Raw genomic sequence first — 22,976 nt, 5'->3', positions numbered from 1 at the left:
GAAAGCCGGTTTTAAAAACGTTTATCAATCAACCATTAAACTGAAAATGGGTGAACCTTGATAATGGTTTCGTTACGATCTGGACCTGTAGAAACGATGTCAACAGGTACACCTGTCAACTCTTCAATACGTTTGATGTAATCAAGCGCCGCTTGTGGCAGGGCATCAATTGATTTAGCACCGAAAGTATTTTCAGACCAACCAGGCATAGTTTCGTAAATAGGTGTTACCGCTTCAAAAGCGTCAGCTGCCATTGGTGATACTTGAGCAATTGAGCCATCTGGCATTTGGTAACCCGTACAGATTTTTAGCTCTTCTAGACCATCAAGTACGTCAAGTTTAGTCAAGCAGAAGCCTGTGACTGAGTTAATTTGAATGGCGCGACGCATCGCTACCGCATCAAACCAACCACAACGGCGCTTACGGCCTGTTGTAGCACCAAACTCATGGCCTTTCGTGCCTAGGTGATTACCGATTTCATCATCCAATTCGGTTGGGAATGGACCTGCACCAACGCGAGTACAGTAAGCTTTCGCGATACCTAGAATATAACCTAGATGACGAGGGCCGAAACCAGAACCTGCAGCAACACCACCAGCAGTCGTGTTAGAAGACGTTACGTATGGGTATGTACCGTGGTCAATATCAAGCATAGTACCTTGCGCACCTTCGAACATGATTTTGTCGCCACGCTTACGCGCTGCATCAAGTTCATCGGTCACGTCGATCACCATCGAAGTCAGCAAATCAGCATAGCCTTGTGCTTGCTCAAGTACGGATTCGTAGCTTACTGGTTCAGCTTTGTAGAAATGCTCAAGTTGGAAGTTATGGAACTCCATCACTTCTTTTAGCTTTTCTGCAAATGAAGCCATATCGAACAAGTCACCAACGCGTAAACCACGACGAGCCACTTTGTCTTCATAAGCAGGACCGATACCACGACCTGTCGTACCAATTGCTTTTTTACCACGAGCCGTTTCACGAGCTTGGTCAAGCGCAATGTGGTAAGGAAGAATAAGTGGGCAAGCTTCAGAAATGAAAAGACGTTCGCGGACTGGAATACCACGCTCTTCTAGAGGCTTCATTTCATTGATTAGTGCGTCAGGTGAAAGCACAACACCGTTGCCGATGATGCATTTCACTTTATTGCGAAGAATGCCGGATGGAATTAAATGAAGAACGGTTTTTTCACCGTCAATGACCAAAGTGTGGCCTGCATTATGGCCGCCTTGGTAGCGAACCACGTATTTTGCATCTTCAGTTAAAAGGTCTACGATTTTACCTTTGCCTTCGTCACCCCATTGGGTGCCTAGAACGACTACGTTATTTCCCATCTTTCCAAGTCTGATTGCTAGTTAAAAAAGGATTCTAGCACCGAATCCTTTTCCTTGCAGTCCTTTTTTAAACACGAAAATGTCATAAAAATATAACTTAATAAATGATTCAGTTATTAGGCACGTAAGTTACTCATCCGAATATATTTTTACGATTAGCTCTCCTTGACGATCAACACAAGCACGGTACATACCGGAACTGTTCATTGCAAAATGAATGTCGCCTTGCGCATCAATGGCGATCAATCCCCCCTCACCACCGAGCGTTTTAAGTTCACCCTGAATAATGGTTTCACATGCGGTATGAACATCTTCTTTTAAATAACGCATGCGAGCGGCAACGTCACTGGCAACCATTTTACGAATGAAATATTCCCCCATGCCCGTTGTCGATACCGCCACATTACCATTTTCAGCCACCGTTCCTGCACCTATGATGGGAGAATCGCCGACGCGACCAAATTTTTTATTCGTGATGCCACCGGTACTAGTAGCAGACGCAAGGTTGCCTTGTTTATCCAATGCAACTGCGCCAACAGTGCCAAATTTCTTGTCATCTGGGAATTTTGCTTCCGACAAAGCAAATTGATTGTTGCTTTTCATCGCTAGCAACTGTTCATAACGACGCTCAGTAAAAAAGTAATCTTGTTCTGTATATTGATGCCCTTGAGTAAAAGCAAACGCTTCTGCGCCCTCACCAATCAACAACACATGATCACTGTGCTTCATTACATCACGCGCGAGCTGCACCGGATTTTTAATGTGCCGAACCCCAGCAACCGCGCCTGCGTCCATCATTTTGCCATGCATGACAGAGGCGTCCATCTCCACCATCTCTTGATGCGTTAACACCGAACCTTTTCCTGCGTTAAACAACGGAGAGTCCTCAAGTATTTTCACAGCCTCAACCACCGCATCCAGTGCATCACCACCTTGTGCCAGTACTTGATGCCCCGCTCGGACAGCACTTTCTAGCGTGTTCAAAATATCGTGCTTTAATGATTCGCTCATTTGTTGACGAATGATGGTTCCGGCGCCGCCATGAATTGCTATAGCAAAAGGTTGTGACATGAGAATTCCTTAACTTAATAAATTGAGAGGCAATACACTTCTGTTCTACACATTAACTATACCCAAATAACTTGAAGTTGCAGGTAGACGGCAAGTGAGTACTGTAATAATTAACAAGCAACAAAAAAGCGCTAATCGCATAACGATTAACGCTTTCCATTTCATCGTATCAGTCGGTTATTGTTGCCTATTTGGCACAACCAACCAAAGAATGATTAATGTGAACCGCAGCTACCGCCACCGCAACAACCTTCTTTTTTCTCACCATGGTCATGGCCTTCACCACCACAGCAACCACCTTCATGATCGTGGTCATGGTCGTGGCCATGTCCACAGCCACCAGCTTGGTGAATGTGACCATGTTGGATCTCTTCTTCAGTTGCAGCGCGAATCGCAACGACTTCTACATCAAACGTTAATGTTTGGCCAGCCAACATGTGGTTACCATCAACTACCACTTCGTCACCATCCACTTCCGTGATTTCAACTGGAATTTGGCCTTGGTCAGTATCCGCTAGAAAACGCATACCCACTTCAATTTCATCAACGCCTTGGAAAACTTCAGCAGGTACACGTTGTACAAGCTCATCGTTGTATTCACCGTACGCTTCTTCAGGAGCGATAGTTGCTGTGAACTTATCGCCCACAACTTTTCCTTCCAACTCATTTTCAAGGCCAGTAATTAGATTGTTGTGACCGTGAAGGTAATCTAGTGGTGCATCAACTGTTGATTGGTCTACGACTGCACCATCTTCCAATACTAATTGGTAGGCTAGGCTTACAACCACGTTCTTTTCAATTTTCATAACAACTCCAAGGAGGTTTGTTCCTAGGTTGTCATCTTCAAACCTAAGAAATCGATCGGTATGAGGCGTATTATGAAGATCTATTCCAGAAACTCAATTATTCTGGTTTAAAAATCCCGATCATCTCTTGCCGAGCATGTTCACTTTTTTCTACAGATTTGGGCTTTCGCTGTTCATGGTAGTCGCACTCGACACACTCAACGAGCTCTATGTTGTTTTCAACCCACCAGCGCAGAGTATCTTGTGACTGACAACTTGGGCACTTTGCACCGGCAATAAAGCGTTTTTTCTGTTTCACGTTACATCCTACAACTGAATATTGATTGGCGTTATTTTTCCCAATAATGACGAGATTGGCGATCATTATCCATTTCACGCCCAAATATTTCTTCCAGCTCTTTACGTGCCTCTTTGGCGCGCAGTGCGAGTTGTTTGTCTTGGTTATGTTGCGGTAGCAGCTCTTTGAGCATCGCATTATCGAGTTTTCTAAAATGTGCTTCGGCGCGCTTGGCTTGGTAAGGGTGCATGCCCAATTCGACCAGTACTTGTCGGCCGAGGTCCAAAGCGCCTAAGAAAGTTTCCCGCGAGTATTTATCGACCCCATGGCTGAGTAACTGATACGCCTCTACCCGGCTACGAGCGCGAGCTAAGATCTTTAACTGCGGGAAATGGTGCTGACAAAGCTCGACAATTTTCATCACTTCATCGGGCGCATCGGTACAGATGACAATCGCCTCAGCTTCTTTTGCACCCGCGGCGCGCAACAGTTCAAGTTGAGTCGCATCACCATAAAAAACGTTATAACCGTACTCTCTCAATAATTTAATTTGACTGGCATCGCTTTCTAATACGGTAATTTTAATCTTATTGGCGTACATCAAACGCCCTACAATTTGCCCAAAACGCCCAAAACCCGCAATGATAATTTGCGGCTGTTTATTGACGACATCGGAATGCATCTCATCGTCACTGCTGAGGTTCAATTTTCGCGCAAACCATTTGTCCTGAATCATCAGTAATAAAGGTGTGGTGACCATCGACAGACTGACCACAACGAGCAAAAAGGCCACTTGATCCGGTGATAGCACGCCCTGCGCGCTTGCCGCAGTAAAAATCACGAACGCGAACTCGCCGCCTTGGCTGAGGATCGCCGCCATTTTGCTGCGCGCTTTAGAACGCGTACCCGATAAACGTGCGAGGAGATAAAGGATTCCTCCTTTCAGCACCACTAGACCTAATACAGCCGCCAACACTTGCAGCGGCGCTTGCGCCAATAAGCCCAAATTAACCGCCATTCCAACGGCAATAAAAAATAGCCCGAGCAATAACCCTTTAAACGGTTCAATCGCGATCTCAAGTTCATGGCGAAATTCACTTTCTGCCAGCAACACGCCAGCAAGGAAAGTACCGAGTGCCATTGACAAGCCAAGCTGCTGCATTAACAGTGCAATCCCAATCACCAACAGCAAGGCAGCAACGGTAAAAAGTTCACGCACACCACTGGTCACAATATAACGAAACAGCGGGCTCAATAGAAAATGCCCCCCGACCAGCAAAGCGGTAATGCCACCCAACATCCAAGTCACATCTAACCAGCTTCCACCGGCGTTGCCTGCCAGTAAAGGCAAAAAGGCCAACATCGGGATGACAGCGATATCTTGAAAAAGCAGTACCGCAAAACCAGACTGGCCAGCTTCACTGCGCGTTAGCCCTTGCTCTTCAATTACGCGTAATGCGATTGCTGTCGAAGAGAGCGCAAGGCCCATACCAATCACTAAACTACTCTGCCAGTTAACGCCTAATAGATAAGCAATACTGGCAATGACTAAGGTACTTACCACCACCTGCGCGCCACCCAAACCAAGGATCGGCCCACGCATCTGCCACAATTTTTTGGGGTTTAATTCCAGCCCAATCAGAAACAACAGCAGCACCACGCCAAATTCAGCAAAGTGTAATATGGCTTGCACATCACTGATTAAACCCAGCCCCCAAGGGCCTATGGCTACACCCGCTAACAAATAGCCGAGCACCGAACCCAACCCTGCACGCTGAGCAATCGGTACGGCCACCACAGCCGCGGTTAAAAACACCACGCTGCTTTGTAAAAAATCACCGCTTAACGCCATCAAGCTCTCCTTGTGTGGCCAGTGGGTGTTGCAACCAGTGTCGATAATGCTCAGCGTGTTGATAGCGCTCCATATCACTCACATTACGTGACCAGTAGAGAACTAACGGTTCCATCCAGTTCATACAACACAGAGCCGCGGTTAATTCAAATGGTTGGAGAATTTGATCCAGTGGGTATTTGTTGTAGCCCCGCTCATCAAACGCTTCTTTTTTTCCGCCCGTGGTGATGACGCTACGCCAGTATTTACCATGCAACGCCGTCTGTCCGCCGAAGGCAAACCCTTTGGCAAGCACGCGATCAAACCACTCTTTGAGTAGCGCTGGGCAGGAATACATATAAAGAGGGTGTTGAAACACAATCACATCATGCTCAAGTAGTTTTTGCTGCTCTGCGTGCACATCGATAAAAAAATCGGGATAGGTTGCATACAAGTCATGCACTGTGACGTGGGAAAGTGACGCAATATTGAGCAGCATGGTTTGATTGGCGATGGAGTTTAATGGCTCAGGATGCGCATAAATCACCAATATTTTAGGTGTAATTTGGTCAGACATGACGGTGGTGGACATTTTTGTCTGCGCTCCCAATAGTTATCAATATGTTATTAAGCATAATAACGCAATTTGCATAATGATCGACATTTATCCTTATTGCCCCTACTATTCCACGCGATAACGTCTCGATATGAAAAATAGATTTTTATGATTACCTTCTCTGATATTCAATTACTGCGCGGCGGTAAACCGCTCCTTGAAAAGGCCTCTGCAACTATCCAGCCGGGCGATAAAGTTGGCCTAGTAGGCAAAAATGGCTGTGGCAAATCAACGCTCTTTGCCCTACTCAAAGATGAGCTATCTATTGACGCTGGCTCCTTCAGTAAACCAGCTCACTGGGAACTGGCTTGGGTTGCCCAAGAAACTCCGGCTCTTGATCGCAATGCGATTGAATATGTCATCGATGGCGATCGTGAATATCGTGAATTAGAACGACGCCTCAGCGTTGCTGAAGAGGCTGACCAAGGAACCTTGGTTGCAGAGCTGCATGGAAAAATTGAAACCATCGGCGGATACAGTATTCGCGCCCGCGCTTCTGAACTGCTTGATGGTTTGGGGTTTAGCCAAGAACAGATGGGATGGAGTTTAACGCAATTTTCGGGTGGTTGGCGGATGCGCTTAAACTTAGCGCAAGCGCTGTTGTGCCGCTCGGATTTACTGCTGCTTGATGAACCAACCAACCACTTGGATTTGGACGCCGTCATGTGGCTTGAACGTTGGTTACAAAACTATCCCGGCACCTTGATCTTGATTTCCCATGACCGCGATTTTCTTGATCCGATCGTCGGACGCATCATCCATATCGAAAATCAAACCATGAATGAATACACCGGAAACTACTCATCGTTTGAAAATCAACGGGCGCAAAAACTGATCTTGCAGCAAGCCATGTACCAGAAGCAGCAAAAGCAGATGGTGCACATGCAAAGCTACATCGACCGTTTCCGCTACAAGGCGTCCAAAGCTCGCCAAGCACAAAGTCGTATCAAAGCGTTGGAACGAATGGAAAAAGTGCTGCCAGCTCAATTTGATAACCCATTTAATTTCGAATTTCGAGAGCCTTCGGCACTGCCTAACCCAATCATGATGATGGACGAAGTCTACGCCGGGTATGGTGAACGTTTAATTTTAGAAAAAATTCGCCTCAACCTTGTACCGGGAAGCCGTATTGGATTACTCGGGCGTAACGGTGCGGGTAAATCAACATTAATTAAATTGCTCTCCGGTGAGTTAAAACCGCAAGGTGGCGATCTCACTTATTCGCAAGGTGTAAAGATTGGTTACTTTGCCCAGCATCAGTTAGAAACACTGCATCCAGAAGAGACCCCACTGCAGCACATGATGCAAATCGCCCCGGATAAAAACGAACTTGAGCTGCGTAATTATCTGGGTAGTTTTGGTTTCCAAGGCGACAAAGCGCTAGAGAAAATCGCTCCGTTTTCCGGGGGTGAAAAGGCTCGCTTAGTGCTTGCGCTAATTGTGTGGCAAAAACCGAACTTGCTGCTGCTTGATGAACCCACCAACCACTTAGACTTGGATATGCGTCAAGCCCTAACGTTTGCCCTGCAAACCTTTGAAGGTGCGATGGTCATCGTCAGCCATGATCGCTATCTACTGCGCGCAACCACCGATGACTTGTACTTGGTGCACGATCGTCAAGTCGCGCCTTTCGATGGGGATTTGACCGACTACTACAAGTGGCTGACAGAACAACAGAAAGCGGAACGTAGAGAAGTTCAATCTCAGCAACCTGCCAAAGACAGCAGCAACAGTGCCGCAGCCAAAAAAGATCAAAAGCGCCGAGAAGCGGAATTTCGCATCCAAACCGCACCAATTCGCAAAAAACTGACACAACTCGAAGCGAAAATGGACACATTGAACGCGGCACTGGCGCAAACTGAAGAGCAATTGTCTGATACTTCGCTGTATGAAGCCGAAAACAAAGCTAAACTTACCGAAGTGATTGCGCTTCAAGCTCGCAGTAAATCGGCACTTGAAGCGATCGAAATGGAATGGATGTCGGAACAAGAGACACTCGAACAACTAGAGCAGGAATTCAGTCGCTAAGATGAGCCAAGAGCACGTACGATTATCTCTGACCTTAGAACGCTTATGGCAATTCAGTTTGCAATACTACAGCGTGCGAGAAGTGAAAGAGGCGTGCTTAAGTTTACAAAATAACTTCCACGGCAACGTCAACTTATTGCTGCTACTCAAATGGCTTGATGAGCAACAAGTGACGGTTGCCGATGCTGACTGGCAAAATGTCACTCAATGTATCGGCCGTTCAGAAGCGCTGCTGCACAGTTACCGAGAGTTAAGACGACGTTTGAAAAGCATGGTGCCAGATACGCTGTACCGCGAGGCGCTGCAATTTGAGCTGCAGCTTGAAAAGCAGCAGCAAGCTGACCTCGTGGAATGTATCAACGCATTGGCATTGCAGAATAACCATGGTGAACAATTAACGCTGCGTTACTGTCGCCAGCTTGGCTGTGAGCATTTGCATCTCGCTTTTAAAACCCCGGCGCCTCATTCTCAAAAACCGTAACTACATCAATTGCTCGCTCGGTGTATACTGGTCACAATTCATAAAAATAATACGCTATGGTTATGACTCCATTTATCGCTGCTACTGGACTAACAAATCCACACCTTCAGACTCTGCTTCCTCGTTTGTTGCGCAAACGCGCACGTTTTGAGCCGCTGTGGCAAACGCTGTTTACACCTGATGGTGATTTTTTAGACCTTGCTTGGAGTGATGATTGGCGCTCAGAGCGAGTACAAAATAAACCCCTATTTATCTTGTTTCATGGCTTAGAAGGCAGTTTTCATAGCCCTTATGCCAATGGCTTAATGTACGCCTTCGCACAGCAGGGGTGGTTATCGGTCATGATGCATTTTCGCGGCTGTAGCGGCAAACCGAACCATCTGGCACGTGCTTACCATTCTGGTGAAGTTGAAGATGCACGCTTTGTGCTCGAATACATACGCAAGCAATGCCCGAATCGACCTATCGTGGCGGTGGGCATTTCTCTTGGCGGCAATATGTTGGTTAATTACTTAGCGCAATATAATCACGACCCGATCGTTAGCGCGGCAACCGTTGTCTCCGCTCCGCTCGATCTGGCAGCGTGTTCCACACGCATTGAACAGGGATTTTCAAAGGTTTATCGCGCTTACTTACTGACATCATTGAAAAAAAATGCACTAAAGAAACAGCATCTTTTACATAATGAGTTAGGTATTTCTAACCATCAAATTAAACACATCAAAAAACTTTACGAATTTGACGATCTCGTCACCGCGCCCTTGCATGGTTTTCAAGATGCGCAGGATTACTACCAGCAGTGCTCAGGCCTTTCAAAGCTGACACAAATTCGCGTGCCGCTACAAATCATTCAAGCGCAAGATGATCCCTTTATGACGGATGCCGTGATCCCCAAATTTTCCTTACCAGAGAACATCCATTACCGCTTATTTACCCAAGGTGGCCATGTCGGTTTTCTCAGCGGTAGCGCGCTTAAGCCTAAATTTTGGCTCGAAGAAGCACTTCCAACCTATTACGAAAACCTGCGTCACGGCAACCCTATTGACCATCAATGCAACGCATGATTAATCACATATCGCTTTAAATCGATACCCTTTTCTCCATGACAGTTTAAGAGGTCGTCATGCTTATTCCTTGGCAGCACATTGCGCCTGAAACACTGGATAATTTGATTGAAACGTTTGTATTACGCGAAGGTACTGATTACGGAGAGCAGGAAGTACCATTTCAGCAAAAAATCGAGCAAATAAAGAAACAGCTCGCAACAGGGGAGGCGATCATCGTCTATTCTGAGTTGCATGAAAGTGTGGATATTCAATTGCGTAAATAATTTCAGCTCAAAACAATCTACTCTTTTCGTGCTATATTGGAGCCATCGATAACAAGTACGTTACATACAGACAGGGTTTGTCATGTCAGCAAAACATCCAATTATCGCTGTCACCGGCTCGTCCGGTGCCGGTACAACTACGACCTCAGAAGCCTTTCGTAAAATGTTCAATATGATGAACATTAAACCAGCATGGGTTGAAGGGGATAGCTTCCATCGTTTTACACGGCCAGAAATGGATGTGGAAATTCGTAAAGCGCGCGAACAAGGGAAGCACATCAGCTACTTTGGCCCACAAGCCAATGATTTTCCTGCATTGGAAGAATTTTTCCGCCAATATGGGAAATTAGGCACAGGCCAAGTTCGTCGTTATCTACACTCTTTTGACGAAGCTGTGCCCTACAATCAAATGCCCGGCACCTTTACTCCTTGGCAAGATTTACCGGAAAACTCGGATGTGATGTTTTACGAAGGTCTGCATGGCGGTGTAGTCGATGGCGATGTAAACGTCGCGCAGCATGTCGATTTTTTGATAGGCATGGTGCCAATCGTTAACCTTGAGTGGATACAAAAGTACGTGCGTGATACTCGTGATCGAGGCCATTCACGTGAAGCAGTGATGGATTCTATCGTTCGTTCAATGGACGATTACCTCAATTACATCACCCCTCAATTCTCGCGAACTCACATCAACTTTCAACGGGTGCCAACGGTTGATACTTCAAACCCACTTAACGCCAAGGGCATACCTAGTTTGGATGAAAGCTTCGTCGTGATCCGTCTGCGCGGTATAAAGAATGTTGATTTCCCCTATCTGCTCGCCATGATTGATGGCTCTTTTATGTCGCGCCACAACACCATTGTGGTGCCGGGTGGCAAGATGAGTTTTGCGATGGAATTGATCGTCAGACCGATCCTGCAACAATTGATTGAAACAGGTAAAATTGGCTAAGTGATCGGACAAGTTGACGGTTACTTTTCATACCGTGATCATGTGCACAGTTTTGCTTAAAAAATCATGCCACTGACACGATTAAAATCAAGAAATCGTTTCTGAAAAAGGATACTATCCTTAACCGAAACACAAGTTAGCTTGCAGCATTTGGAAAGTGCTCTTATCCTAGTAAGCTTATTTTAGGCTTAGCTACAATATGGAAAGCGGCAAGCGTACCCTGCAGAGGAAGTGAGATATTATGGTTCTAGGTAAACCTCAAACCGATCCAACACTAGAGTGGTTTCTTTCACACTGTCATATTCATAAATACCCATCGAAAAGCACGTTGATTCATGCGGGCGAAAAAGCAGAGACGCTGTACTACATCGTCAAAGGCTCGGTAGCGGTATTGATTAAAGACGAAGAAGGTAAAGAGATGATCCTCTCTTACCTCAACCAAGGTGACTTTATCGGTGAGCTTGGTCTATTTGAAGAAGACCAAGAGCGTACTGCTTGGGTCCGTGCAAAATCACCTTGTGAAGTTGCGGAAATCTCTTTTAAGAAATTCCGTCAGCTTATCCAAGTGAACCCAGACATCTTAATGCGTCTGTCTGCACAAATTTCTCGACGCCTGCAAGTCACCAGTCAAAAAGTAGGCGATTTAGCCTTCCTAGACGTGACGGGCCGTATTGCACAAACGCTACTTAACCTGGCGAAACAACCTGATGCAATGACGCACCCAGATGGCATGCAAATCAAAATCACCCGTCAAGAGATCGGCCAAATTGTAGGCTGTTCTCGTGAAACTGTAGGACGTATTTTGAAGATGCTCGAAGAGCAGAATTTAATTTCTGCCCACGGTAAAACTATCGTGGTGTACGGAACTCGTTAATCTCAATCAAAATGATTGAGATTGAATGCATAAAGCCACCTTGGGGAACTCAGGTGGCTTTTTCTTTGGTCATATTTCGATACGAAAGTAAAAAGACGAGAGGCTATTGCATGTCAGTGCTTTCAAATATCTTATCTGCAGAGGCCGCCACAAAACCGCTATAGAGTTCACCGTTGGCCATTGGATAGCGTTTGGCAAATTCATAGAATCCACCGGGAATCACCTCCACCCCTTCCGTAAATTGCACCGGTACTTTATCGGCCATGGTCGACGACTGCTCAAGCAGCACATCAGGTGTACCTTTCACTTCTCCACCATTTTCATTGATGGTAAAACCCGCTTGGCGTAGATGATCATTGACCGCTTTCACTTCATTAAACGCCTGCAGTTGATTAACACTAACAGTGAAATGGTTTGCGCCATAGCCATGCGCCGCCAACCAAGCGGCGTATTCACTTTCGTTGGCAAGCTGCAAATAATCGCTGTAGCTTAGTTGCCACAAGCGACCGCCATATAAAAAGTCACTGCTGTTTAATTTATTGCTATCGACTTGATGTACCAGCTTCTCCACAATGGCTTGGAGCGCAGGCGAGCACTCTTCCACTTTCAGCTCGCTTATGAATACCTTAGGCTGGGTCAGATCAGGGTGTTCATAGTGCTTCGCTACCAGCTTCTTACTTTCAAACACATAACCACCACAGGCAACGTAGCCTAAGGCAAGAAAAGGCTTAGCCAGCGTTTCAATACCTAATGGTGCAACATTGAAGGTTCGCAACGCAATATGGTCATTAATCAACGCTTCCTCTTCTTGAAGCAAGTGATGGACTTTGTCGGCAGAAGGGCAAAGGCGCTGAATGTAGTCATTCCATAATGATTGAAATAAAACGGTTGGCGTCATAACGCCTCCTTGTCTGTGCTCGGTTTAAACCATGCTAGTAGGCATGGGGTTTTAGATAAAGTTTACTGCTATAACTCAACCCCGGGGCTGAGCGTGGCAGGCAGTTCTGTCGAACGGCCTTCCATTGATGCCATTGGGTATGCGCAGTAATCGGCCGCGTAATAGGCGCTTGGTCTTAAATTTCCCGACGCTCCCGGCCCACCAAACGGTGCATCACCACTGGCTCCGGTTAATTGTCGATTACGATTTACAATGCCAGCGCGGATATGATCGACAAAGTAGTCCCATTCGGCATCATTGGTCGACACTAAGCCTGCCGATAAACCAAAGCGAGTTTCATTAGCCAGTTGTACCGCTTGCTCTAAGCTTTGGTAACGCACGACTTGTAACAATGGTCCGAAATACTCTTCATCAGGCAATTGGCTAACTGCGGTGACATCAATAATGCCCGGAGTGACAAACGCCGCCTGCAAAGGTGTCGCGGCCAGCAAGCTGACGCCACCCAAGGCGCGTAAATTGTCCTGAGCAGCAAGAATGAACTGCGCCGCCGCTTGTGATATTTGTGGCCCCATAAAAGGTGCTGGCTCAGCAAAGGGGTGATCAATACGCAATTTTTGAGTGGCACTGACCAGCTTTTCAAGCAATCGATCGCCTTCATTTCCCTCTGGAACATAAAGACGCCGCGCACAGGTACAGCGCTGGCCTGCACTTAAAAATGCGGATTGAATAATGGTATACACTGCCGCATCAAGCTCGCCATACTGCTTAGAGATAACCATTGGGTTGTTGCCGCCCATTTCTAAAGCCAGCATTTTCCCCGGCTGCCCAGCAAACTGGCGATGGAGTAAATGACCTGTATTGGCGCTGCCAGTAAAAAGAAGGCCATCAATGCCTTTGGCCTGAGCAAGCGCAATACCCGTTTCCTTCGCGCCCTGCACTAGGTTAAGTACACCCGCAGGTAGGCCTGCTTCTTGCCACAATTTCATCACAAACTCACCCGTCCACGGAGTCTGCTCTGAAGGTTTAAACACAACCGTATTACCCGCTAAAAGTGCAGGCACAATATGACCATTCGGCAGGTGGGCAGGGAAATTATACGGACCAAAAACCGCAAGAACGCCCAATGGACGATGACGCAATACCAGTTGATTACCCGCTGCTTCGCGTGTGTTTTCACCAGTGCGATCATGATAAGCTCGAATGGATATAGCGATTTTACCCGCCACCGCTGCCGCTTCAGTACGCGTTTCCCAGAGTGGCTTTCCTGTCTCTTTGGCGATGATCTGCGCAAGCTCTTCACTGCGCTGTTTCACTTTTTCAGCGAAGGCTAATACATATTGCTCACGCTCAACAAAAGGACGTTTTTTCCATTCTATAAATGCGACTCTTGCCGCCGTTACCGCAGCTTCTACTTGCGCGGGTGTGGCGCTATCGCCCTGCCAAATCGCCTCATTGTTATAGGGACTAAGCGAAAGCATTGCCTCGCCTTGTCCAGCTAACCATTCACCTGCAATCCACTGAGTCATCTGTTAATCCTTACCTTCCAATGTACCTATTTTACTGCGCCAAAATTCGAACAAAATCACCACTATCAACCAATAGAGCTTGCGCCACTTTAGGTGAGATGATCACCGTTTCCGTTTCGCGGTTATAAGCACCTTTTGCAGCAGTAGCACGAAAGTTTTCAAACGAGCTATTGCAGATAAGATAATCTTGCGAGCTTGAATGCTCGGCCACTTCCACTTTAGCTCGCACCGAGTGACGTACGGATTCGATATTGCGCAAATCGCACTCAACCGTTGGACCTGCATCAAAAATGTCTACATAGTTACGGCAGGTGAATCCTTCGCGCTCGAGTAGCGTTAACGCTGGACGGGTATTGTCATGCACTTGACCAATCACCGCCTGTGCCTCTTTACTCAATAAGTTGACGTAAATCGGCAGTTTGGGCATCAGATCAGCAATAAACCCTTTTTTACCAATGCCGGTTAAATAATCAGCCATAGTGAAATCAATCGAGAAAAAATGCTCTTGCAGCCATTGCCAAAAGGGCGAGTTGCCTTCGGCATCAGACACACCACGCATTTCAGCAAAGATGGTTTTAGAAAAACGATGTGGGTGTTCCGCCATCATCAGAAAACGGCATTTCGACATCAAACGCCCATTCAACCCTTGACGAAAATCTGGGCGTAAAAAAAGCGTACAAATTTCGCTGCATCCAGTGTAGTTATTGCCAAAAGTAAGCAACTTGACGGTATTGTTAACCTTCAGCTTAGGCGACGAATGCACTATCGTGCTGATGTGATAAGAATAGAACGGCACGTCATGGCCAATCGATGCTTCAACGCCAGTCGTCCCTGCGACCTCACCGGTTTCAGAATCAAAACCGACCATCAGGTAACCTTCATCTCCCGGCTCTGAGACGTCGGGTTTAGCGAAGCTGTATTCAGAATGAGTAATACGGTTGGTTAAGAGCTTTTCATTCACGGGTAGTGATGTAAACCCGTGACCGGATTCAATAGCGCATGTGTGTAGCGCATCGTAGTCCGACATTGCGATAGGGCGAACAACTAGCATCAATACTTCCCTCCAGATGCTTGAAGTGGCCCAAGGCATCCTACCTTGGGCTGCTAGGCTTTTTCACTACATGAGTGATGCAATAGCTTTATCTAATCTTGCTAAGCCTTCTTCTATTTCTTGTTTGGTGATCACCAATGAAGGCGTCATACGAACCACGTTCATACCCGCAACCAACACCAGTAAACCTTGCTTGCCCGCGGCTTGTAGGATATCGCGAGCGCGACCTTGCCACTGCTCATTCAATGCCGCGCCAAGCAGTAGACCTTTACCACGGATTTCACTAAAAATGTGGTACTTCTCATTAATGTTAGCCAATCCTTCACGAAAGAGCGCTTCACGCTCTTTAACGCCAGCCAAGGTTTCTGGCTGACTAACCACATTAACTACCGCTTCCGCTACTGCGCAAGCCAGTGGGTTGCCACCATAAGTCGAGCCGTGAGTGCCCACTTTAAAATGCGCGGCCAATTCGTTTGTGGTGAGCATAGCGCCAATAGGGAAGCCGCCACCGAGTGATTTCGCGGTACTTAAAATATCCGGCGTGACGCCCAATCCTTGATAAGCATAGAACTCACCAGTGCGGCCATTACCGGTTTGCACTTCATCAAAGATCAACAGGGCGTTGTGCTTATTGCACAATTCACGCACGGCTTGGACAAACTCAGCCGAAGGCGACACAATGCCACCCTCGCCTTGCAAGGGTTCCATCATTACCGCACAAGTGCGATCAGAGATGTGTGCTTGCAACGCTTCAATATCGTTATACGGTAGGTGGGTAACATCCGCAGGTTTAGGACCAAATCCATCGGAATAAGTCGCTTGCCCCCCGACCGTCACTGTAAAGAAAGTGCGGCCGTGGAAGCCTTGGTTAAAGGCGATGATTTCTGATTTTTGTTCACCATGGACATCAGCGGCCCAGCGACGCGCCAGTTTGAGCGCCGCTTCATTAGCTTCCGCGCCGGAGTTAGCAAAAAACACCTTTTCAGCAAAACTGACTTGCGTTAATTTTTTCGCCAAGCGCAAAGCAGGCTCATTAGTCATCACGTTACTGAGATGCCACAACTTATTGGCTTGCTTGGTGATCGCATCAACCATCGCCGGATGGCAATGGCCCAAACAACTCACTGCAATACCGCCAGCAAAGTCGATGTATTCATGACCTTGTTGATCCCACACTCGAGAGCCCTGCCCTTTAACTGGAATCATTTCCATCGGGTTATAACAAGGGACCATCACCTCATCAAACAGACTGCGATCTACACTATTTTCCACTGTCATTACACATTCCCTCTTGATACCGCATGCCAAGCAGATTGCGATCTTCCTATTAAACGCTTGAGTGGAAGATATTGTTTCGCTTTTTAGCTAATGCAGCATTGTATTTACAAATTATTAACCATTTCAATAGTGATTTATTCTTTTAGATCGGCAGAACCACCGACAATCGTCACTACTTATGATTATTTATGCATTAAGTCACCTCTTTTATGAAGCACTTTTTTATAAATAATATGAATAAGCACAACAAGGCCTTGAGGCAACAAGCCATCCCTCATTCCAACAGGATGTATGGTGCATAATATTGCAAAGATAAAAAACAGCAGAAATGATGAAGAAAATGTTAAGAAAGGTGATCGCAGTCCGGTTGAGAATGGTTCAACGGCGCAAAAAATTTGCGAGCAGTTGATGACCCTGTTCTGTTTTAATTGATTCAGGATGAAACTGCACGGCATCAATTGGCAGTGTTTTATGTTGGTAACCCATGATTTCGTCCATCGAACCATCGGCCTGTTGAGTCCAAGCGGTGAGCTCAAAACAGTCCGCAAGAGAATCGGCTTTGACCACCAACGAGTGGTAGCGAGTAACGGTTAACGGGTTATTGAGCCCTAAAAAGAGACCACGGTTGGTGTGTTGGATCGGTGAGGTTTTACCATGCATCACCTTTTTGGCTCGCACCACTTGCCCGCCAAACACTTGCGCAATGGCTTGATGCCCAAGGCAGACTCCTAAGATAGGTAGTTTACCCGCAAAATGTTCAATCGCGGCCAGTGAAATTCCCGCCTCATTCGGCGTGCAAGGCCCAGGGGAAATAACCAGATGCGTTGGGCTGAGCGCTTCAATGCCAGCGATATCGATTTCATCATTACGCACCACCGTCACTTGAACTCCCAGCTCACAGAAGTATTGGTACAAGTTGTAGGTAAAGGAATCGTAGTTATCGATGATAAGTAGCATGTGAATTAAAACGCTCTGGGTAAAAGTCAGCGAGAGGCGCTATTGTGCAATACTGGTTTGGAAAGGCAAGAAGTTATCGATTCTGTACTAAATACACTATTTGCACATTCGTTCATTATGTAACCAGTTCGGTTGTGATCATTATTTTACTTGCTCTCATTTGAAAGTAACACTTCTCATCGTATGGTCGAATAAGAGAATGGAAACAACGATAAAATAAATCTATCCCATAGTTAATGATCCATAAAAATAAAGCCAAGTAATCCGCTTACTTGGCTCTTCATGCTTATTTCCTAAAAATGTCGTTTATTTAAGCAGGGCTTTCTTGTAAATGCTCACTACTTGGTTGTTTGTTATGAGGCTGCCAAGGGGAATTTACCGAATAAGGCTGACGCACCGCTAATTCTGTTTCGGATAACACGCCATAACGAAGTACGGTGTGGTTATTCACCAGTAATATATCGCCAAGTTGTAAATCAAAAACATGCTGTACTTGTGAACGTTCAAGAATAGGAGTTAAAACATTGGCTACTTGATTGATATTGTCAATTTCAGTCGACGACGATATATGCTTCGCCAATGATGGGCTCCAGCGTAAATTCATTCCCCAATCCCCCGACATAATCACAGGATAAGTAGCCGTATCATCGTACTGCACAATGGTATTTTTCAGCCAACCACTTGCTTGACCATTAAGACACAACGCAGCCAGTGAGGCATCCAGTAAGTTAACCTTCAGCGGAGAAGATGAACAGTAAATCGCCCATTCATCAGGAGTCATGTCAGTATAAGAATAGCGACGCGCTATGCTCGTTGACGGTGTTTTGAGCCCGTACCAACTGGGCTCTGCTAATGTACTACTCCGAACATATTCTTCCGGAAGCAGAGCATGATTTCCGGCAAACCACGAAGACCAAAATGAAGCTTGAGGCAACGGGTTAAAGCCTTTTAAACAGACAGCAGAGAACGCTTTTACTAATTGGCTCACTTGAGCCTGCGGTAGCGCGGTCAGTGAGCATCCATGGTGTGACTCTAACGTCAGGCCAAACTGCTCTGCTTGTAGAGTGGCTTTTACCTCACGCATCAATTGTGCCTCGTTAGCATCTTCGATATTGAAACGCAGTAAACACCACAGCGTTCCTTGATGCATTACGGGAATAATCACGCCTTCACGTTGTTTGTGATTGGCCTGCGTATCAATAATAAATTCTCCGTGGCAAGCATCAAATAAGACACAAGTATGCCAAGGTGTCTTAAACGATCGCTCATCAAAAAGAAACAGCGAATATTTTTTGCCTTGCATTGGGTGTTCATGAATGCTGAGACGAATAGCGTGGCTCAAATGAGTATTGAGGAAATTATCGAGTGCACGTCCTTGCACCATCATTCCTTTAGCCATAAGAGCTAGTCGCTCACGTCGTTTCTTATAACTCAGCGGAGCAAGCGCATATTTCTGATCCTGATGCATGAATTTTTTCAAGCCCAGATAGGTATGGTGCATTGCATTATCATGCTGTTTAAGACGTGCAAAATCACGCTCATATTCCGCATCACCAAAGCGCTGCTTTAATCCATTGAAATATTGATATTCATTTAAGTCATCAAACGCAGAGAAGTGCTCAAAGTTTATAATTTTTAGACAATCACTGGCGTTCATATTTTCCACCATATTCCGTAATTCATCAGAATAAGTGTAATGATGTTCTAAATCGACATTAATATAATCAGAAAATGTATGATAATCAGAAAAAATGTAAAACATCACTCCTGGAGAATAGACAGATTGAATATCACGAATGGCATTAACAAATTTTTGTAAAACTCGATATTCACCCAAATCAGGCTTATAACCTAATACCTTATCTAGGTTATTCGTTTTACATGGAAAGGCAGGTAGTAATAATGTAATGACTTTGTTTTCAATGACACACTGAGCTATCTGTTTTTTTAACTTCTGATACCCACTAAAAGTGGCGTCTGTTTGTGCTAATAATTGGTCTAATAAAATAAAAGCAATATTATCCACACATTGCTGCTGTTGATGATCAAGCATAGTGTTTCCTTATTAAAGGCGAAGACCATTGACGGAATGATGCAGAACCCTCGGCCTTCACTCTCGGTTAAAAAGTTTATAGGCCAGCCAACAGTTCAGCCGCGTGCACAAGCGACGCGAAAGCCGCAATATAACCATCAGGGCGGATCAGTAAAGCCTGCCCCTGGTAGAATGAACTCTCACTCCAATACTGCCCAGGCTTCGCCTGATCGTACAGATGAAGGCAACGCACAAACGGAGGAATTTCTGGTGGTAACTCAGCATCGCCAGTTAACAGAAGCGTAAAGGAGCGGTAATCTAGCCATTGATAAAAGCGGCAACTCTGCTGATCGCTATGCATCTCAAAGTCATACACTCGAGAACCGTTTAAGCCACCATTGCCATACCCAATGCCCATACCTGTGATGTTACCAGCTCGCTGTTCAACGATTTGTACATAGTCCTCCGCATGGGTTCCTCGTTCTGAGTATTTAGTCGCACGCACCAATGCACCAGAGCTTTCAATCACGCTGCGAGCCACTGGTTGGCGCTCAGCCTGATAACTGTCCAGCAGCGTAGGTGATGCCTGACCACGCAACACCATATTGAGCTTCCAGATCAAATTGAACGCGTCAGCAACTCCGGTATTGAGCCCTTGGCCGCCATTGACCGAATGTATATGGCAGGCATCTCCTGCTAGAAATACCCGTTGCTGGTGGTCATACCGTTCTGCAACAGACTCCTTAACCGAGAAATAAGAAAACCACTCAACCTGCTTAAACGTCAGTGAATGCGGCGACATTGCTCGGTTAATGCGCGTAATAACCTCTTGCTGAGTAAATTCTTCGGTGTCCATACGGATATAAAAACGATCCAAATCACCTTCACGTGGAATCCAGGCGACATCTGACGTCTCAGCCTGAAATACGATGATTTCTGGCACTTTCGGAAAATCTGACTCAATAACACCATCAATCACCGCCCAGATAATTTCTGGTCTCTCGATTTCAAATGGAATCGAAAAATGCTGACGTACAAAAGAGCGCCCACCGTCTGCACCAATCACGTAACGTGAACGAACTCGCTCGCCACTGCTTAGTTCCGTCACGCAGCCTTGCTCATCAACAGTGATATCGACCACAGATAAACCACGGCGCACGGCCGCGTTCTGCGCTTTGACTGCACTATCTAGCGCTTTTTCAATATGTGCTTGCCCCAACATCAGAAAGTGAGGATAGAAGCAGCCTTGCAGCGCTGTCCACCAATGAGACTGGCGTGACAAAAATTGACCATTAGCCCATACCGAACTGGTATTACAGGGTTTGCCTTGCACGTAAAGTGGCTCAAATAAGTCAACTATATCAAGTAACTGCAGAGTTCGAGCATTAAGTGCATCGGCCCGTCCGACCACCAGTGGCCCATTAGATTTATCAATAACTTGTGAGTTCAGACCGCAGCGCTGCGCTAAATAGTGGCACATAAGCCCGACAGGGCCGGCTCCAACGATCATAATATCTGTGTGGTAATCACTCATCGGTAAGACTCCAAACTTGGATTATCAAACGGTGGATCGCTTAGCACCTGAACTCGACGGATATGACGTGGGGTATGCGATAAAAAGCTTTCTCGACCATGCAGTAAGTTAAAGTTATCCGTAATGACCACATCATCATTTTGCCATTCGTGAGCATAAAAATGACGAGGGTCATACAGTGCGTCACGCAAGCTACGGTGGAACTCAGCTATTTGCTCACTATCAATGCCACTAAAGGTCACATTTGGTGGGTTTAGCAGATCGCCACGTTCAGCGAAATGCGGTTCGGCGTAACGAATGACCTCGTGTGAGAGATAGGGATGTTGAGCAATAATCGGGGAAATGGTGTGACTGCAATAGAACTCCATCTCTCGCTGATAGTGCCCCGTGACTTTTCGCCATAATGAGCGCTGCTGTTCGGTTGCGTTCTGTAGCGCCTTGGTTGTATGAGTGAAGGTCGTCCGGCCGCCTTGTGCTGGCAATGGCGCCTGAACACATTGAAATATCTGATATTCAGGCACTTGAGGGCGGAACATGCCATCCCAATGCAGCGGCATATAGCTACTATCAAAAATATGGTCCTTTGGCTGATCTTTTTGAATTAAATCTAACACTTTGCCAAATGGCCAAATACTGATCTCTCCCCATTGCTCGCAATATTCCGCAAATTGCTCGGCCTGTTCAAAGGCTTTAAATCCACGTATCAATACCAACTGATGCTCAATAAATAGTTTACGCAGTAGTGCTATTGGTACTTCGCTAATGGGAATTTTTAATCCATTTGCTTCTATTTTTACTCCAAAAGGATGGAGCTTCGTGACCTGATAATTCATCACCCGTTCCTTTAAATTAATTTTTAATAAAACGTTAGGAATAAAACAACATTGCATACATCATTTTCGAAAATTCGGTTGGATAATATTAAAAATATTTACACAATATTGATATTTATAAGATTGACATTGCTAATTTAATTATTAATCCCAGTTTATTTAGGAATAGATATCTCAATAGTGCCATCATTCAGAAGAAATTTATTATTTGCCCGTATTTAAAGGAAACCAAAATGGTTTATATCTCTCTAATTAGAGCTGTCATTATTTGATGAATGACAAAGGTTGACTAGATAACAAAACAAGAACGAAAGGTTACCAATAAGGGAACAATTATGTTGAGTGAGTTAAAACGTATTGCCATTTTTAATAAAGTGGTTGAATACGGTTCGTTTACCTCGGCTGGTGAATCGTTAGGCATAGCAAAATCGAAAGTGAGCGAGCAAGTTAGCTTGCTAGAATCACATCTTAACGTACGTTTACTGCATCGCTCTACCCGTAAAGTTAGCCTAACGACTGAAGGGCACGCATTTTATCAACATACCAATGGCCTCTTACCGCTGGCAGAAGACGCGCTACGGGCCGTCCAGCATTTGTCTACCGATGTGGCAGGCGTGATTAGGATCGGTACAACCATTGATGTCGGCAGCTATATTTTAAGTCCGCTGATTTCAACATTTTCTGAGAGTTACCCCAATGTGCTGTTTGATATTCAACTCGAAGATGGTTTACAAGATCCAGTAGCCACACAATTAGATGTGCTGATCAGAATGGGTGAACTGACATCTTGCTCAATGGTTGGCCGCGAATTAATGCCTTTTAAAATGGGGATATACGCCAGTAAAAAATACTTAGTTAGTGCACCTTTATTAAGGAAACTACGAGATTTAGAGCAGCACCCATGGGTTGCGTTAACTTTATTGAATCTTCCTCAAGATAAAGTCACGCTAATCAATCCAAAGGGAGTGAGATGCGACATCAAAACCCGTCCTAAACATATCTGCAATGCGCCGCTTGGTGCGATGTCAATGGTACAACAAGGCATGGGGATCGGCTTGATTGCCAATTTTCTTGCTGACGAAATCAATGATCCTAACCTCGTCAGGCTTTTTCCAGATTATTATCTATCAGATAACACCATGAACATTCTTTACCCGAGCCGTCACCACCTTGCGCCACGAGTAAGGCTATTTATTGATTATTTAATTGAAAAAATCCGAGCTTGAGCAAAACAAAAACGCCCCGTCAGTTAACGGGGCGCACTTTA

The 22,976-nt window shown here is 45.7% G+C and carries 21 protein-coding genes; 7 read left to right on the top strand and 14 right to left on the bottom strand.

All coding sequences use genetic code 11. From position 1 onward, the window contains the following. Positions 1 to 35: 35 nt before the first annotated feature. The 6 genes from AACT42_RS20650 to kefG form a co-directional block, all read right to left on the bottom strand. Positions 36 to 1,334 (bottom strand): adenylosuccinate synthase, encoded by a 1,299-nt coding sequence (locus AACT42_RS20650; RefSeq protein WP_013855915.1) that lies wholly within the window; start codon positions 1,332 to 1,334, stop codon positions 36 to 38. Positions 1,335 to 1,463: 129 nt separating this feature from the next. Further along, positions 1,464 to 2,405, bottom strand: a complete 942-nt coding sequence (locus tag AACT42_RS20645) for an isoaspartyl peptidase/L-asparaginase family protein (protein WP_094133348.1) — start codon at positions 2,403 to 2,405, stop codon at positions 1,464 to 1,466. A 215-nt stretch (positions 2,406 to 2,620) separates the two neighbouring features. Continuing rightward, positions 2,621 to 3,211, bottom strand: coding sequence for a peptidylprolyl isomerase (slyD, locus tag AACT42_RS20640; protein ID WP_088732892.1), 591 nt, complete (start codon positions 3,209 to 3,211; stop codon positions 2,621 to 2,623). 97 nt (positions 3,212 to 3,308) lie between these two features. Next, positions 3,309 to 3,509 (bottom strand): YheV family putative zinc ribbon protein, encoded by a 201-nt coding sequence (locus tag AACT42_RS20635; protein ID WP_010318749.1) that lies wholly within the window; start codon positions 3,507 to 3,509, stop codon positions 3,309 to 3,311. 31 nt (positions 3,510 to 3,540) lie between these two features. Continuing rightward, entirely contained in the window at positions 3,541 to 5,340 is a 1,800-nt protein-coding gene (gene kefB, locus AACT42_RS20630; protein WP_094133349.1) for a glutathione-regulated potassium-efflux system protein KefB, read from the bottom strand. Continuing rightward, positions 5,324 to 5,911, bottom strand: a complete 588-nt coding sequence (gene kefG, locus AACT42_RS20625) for a glutathione-regulated potassium-efflux system ancillary protein KefG (RefSeq protein ID WP_094133350.1) — start codon at positions 5,909 to 5,911, stop codon at positions 5,324 to 5,326. The genes kefB and kefG overlap by 17 nt, the downstream gene beginning before the upstream one ends. A 132-nt stretch (positions 5,912 to 6,043) precedes the next feature. Between kefG and AACT42_RS20620 the strand changes: the two genes are divergently transcribed. The 6 genes from AACT42_RS20620 to crp all read left to right on the top strand — a co-directional run bounded on the left by AACT42_RS20620 (position 6,044) and on the right by crp (position 11,600). Then, positions 6,044 to 7,963, top strand: a complete 1,920-nt coding sequence (locus AACT42_RS20620; RefSeq protein ID WP_017049199.1) for an ABC transporter ATP-binding protein — start codon at positions 6,044 to 6,046, stop codon at positions 7,961 to 7,963. A 1-nt stretch (position 7,964) separates the two neighbouring features. Next, positions 7,965 to 8,444: a TIGR02444 family protein gene (locus AACT42_RS20615; RefSeq protein WP_010318745.1), complete on the top strand. Its 480-nt coding sequence runs from the start codon at positions 7,965 to 7,967 to the stop codon at positions 8,442 to 8,444. Between the two features lie 56 nt (positions 8,445 to 8,500). Continuing rightward, positions 8,501 to 9,508, top strand: a complete 1,008-nt coding sequence (locus tag AACT42_RS20610) for a hydrolase (protein WP_017049200.1) — start codon at positions 8,501 to 8,503, stop codon at positions 9,506 to 9,508. 59 nt (positions 9,509 to 9,567) lie between these two features. Continuing rightward, positions 9,568 to 9,774 (top strand): YheU family protein, encoded by a 207-nt coding sequence (locus AACT42_RS20605; protein WP_094133351.1) that lies wholly within the window; start codon positions 9,568 to 9,570, stop codon positions 9,772 to 9,774. Positions 9,775 to 9,856: 82 nt separating this feature from the next. Continuing rightward, positions 9,857 to 10,726, top strand: coding sequence for a phosphoribulokinase (locus tag AACT42_RS20600; RefSeq protein WP_010318742.1), 870 nt, complete (start codon positions 9,857 to 9,859; stop codon positions 10,724 to 10,726). 241 nt (positions 10,727 to 10,967) lie between these two features. Then, positions 10,968 to 11,600 carry a cAMP-activated global transcriptional regulator CRP gene (crp, locus tag AACT42_RS20595; protein WP_010318741.1) on the top strand — a complete coding sequence of 211 codons (633 nt, stop codon included), beginning with the start codon at positions 10,968 to 10,970 and terminating at the stop codon, positions 11,598 to 11,600. A 103-nt stretch (positions 11,601 to 11,703) separates the two neighbouring features. On the opposite strand, the gene AACT42_RS20590 is transcribed toward crp, so the two are convergent. From AACT42_RS20590 to AACT42_RS20555, 8 genes are all read right to left on the bottom strand, one after another. Then, positions 11,704 to 12,498, bottom strand: a complete 795-nt coding sequence (locus AACT42_RS20590; RefSeq protein WP_094133352.1) for a DUF1338 domain-containing protein — start codon at positions 12,496 to 12,498, stop codon at positions 11,704 to 11,706. A gap of 68 nt (positions 12,499 to 12,566) precedes the next feature. After that, positions 12,567 to 14,024, bottom strand: a complete 1,458-nt coding sequence (astD, locus tag AACT42_RS20585) for a succinylglutamate-semialdehyde dehydrogenase (RefSeq protein ID WP_094133353.1) — start codon at positions 14,022 to 14,024, stop codon at positions 12,567 to 12,569. Positions 14,025 to 14,055: 31 nt separating this feature from the next. Then, positions 14,056 to 15,075 (bottom strand): arginine N-succinyltransferase, encoded by a 1,020-nt coding sequence (gene astA, locus AACT42_RS20580; RefSeq protein WP_026028416.1) that lies wholly within the window; start codon positions 15,073 to 15,075, stop codon positions 14,056 to 14,058. 66 nt (positions 15,076 to 15,141) lie between these two features. Continuing rightward, the gene (locus AACT42_RS20575) at positions 15,142 to 16,353 is read right to left on the bottom strand and encodes an aspartate aminotransferase family protein (protein WP_026027324.1); all 1,212 of its coding nucleotides are present in this window, start codon (positions 16,351 to 16,353) and stop codon (positions 15,142 to 15,144) included. A 378-nt stretch (positions 16,354 to 16,731) separates the two neighbouring features. Beyond that, positions 16,732 to 17,310 carry an aminodeoxychorismate/anthranilate synthase component II gene (locus AACT42_RS20570; protein ID WP_010318736.1) on the bottom strand — a complete coding sequence of 193 codons (579 nt, stop codon included), beginning with the start codon at positions 17,308 to 17,310 and terminating at the stop codon, positions 16,732 to 16,734. Between the two features lie 310 nt (positions 17,311 to 17,620). Then, positions 17,621 to 19,363, bottom strand: a complete 1,743-nt coding sequence (locus AACT42_RS20565; protein ID WP_094133354.1) for an L-tyrosine/L-tryptophan isonitrile synthase family protein — start codon at positions 19,361 to 19,363, stop codon at positions 17,621 to 17,623. 76 nt (positions 19,364 to 19,439) lie between these two features. Next, entirely contained in the window at positions 19,440 to 20,876 is a 1,437-nt protein-coding gene (locus AACT42_RS20560) for an FAD-binding protein (protein ID WP_094133355.1), read from the bottom strand. Next, positions 20,873 to 21,709, bottom strand: coding sequence for a TauD/TfdA dioxygenase family protein (locus AACT42_RS20555; RefSeq protein WP_064625957.1), 837 nt, complete (start codon positions 21,707 to 21,709; stop codon positions 20,873 to 20,875). The genes AACT42_RS20560 and AACT42_RS20555 overlap by 4 nt, the downstream gene beginning before the upstream one ends. A 335-nt stretch (positions 21,710 to 22,044) precedes the next feature. Here AACT42_RS20555 and AACT42_RS20550 point away from each other — a divergent pair, with 335 nt between their 5' ends. Further along, positions 22,045 to 22,935: a LysR family transcriptional regulator gene (locus AACT42_RS20550; protein WP_088729177.1), complete on the top strand. Its 891-nt coding sequence runs from the start codon at positions 22,045 to 22,047 to the stop codon at positions 22,933 to 22,935. Positions 22,936 to 22,976: the final 41 nt, after the last annotated feature.

The sequence above is a fragment of the Vibrio sp. V15_P4S5T153 genome (genome assembly GCF_963874485.1).
Classification (GTDB): Bacteria; Pseudomonadota; Gammaproteobacteria; order Enterobacterales; family Vibrionaceae; genus Vibrio; species Vibrio anguillarum.
The sequence above is the reverse complement of the archived record's forward strand: the minus strand, read 5'-3'. Positions and strand labels throughout refer to the sequence as shown.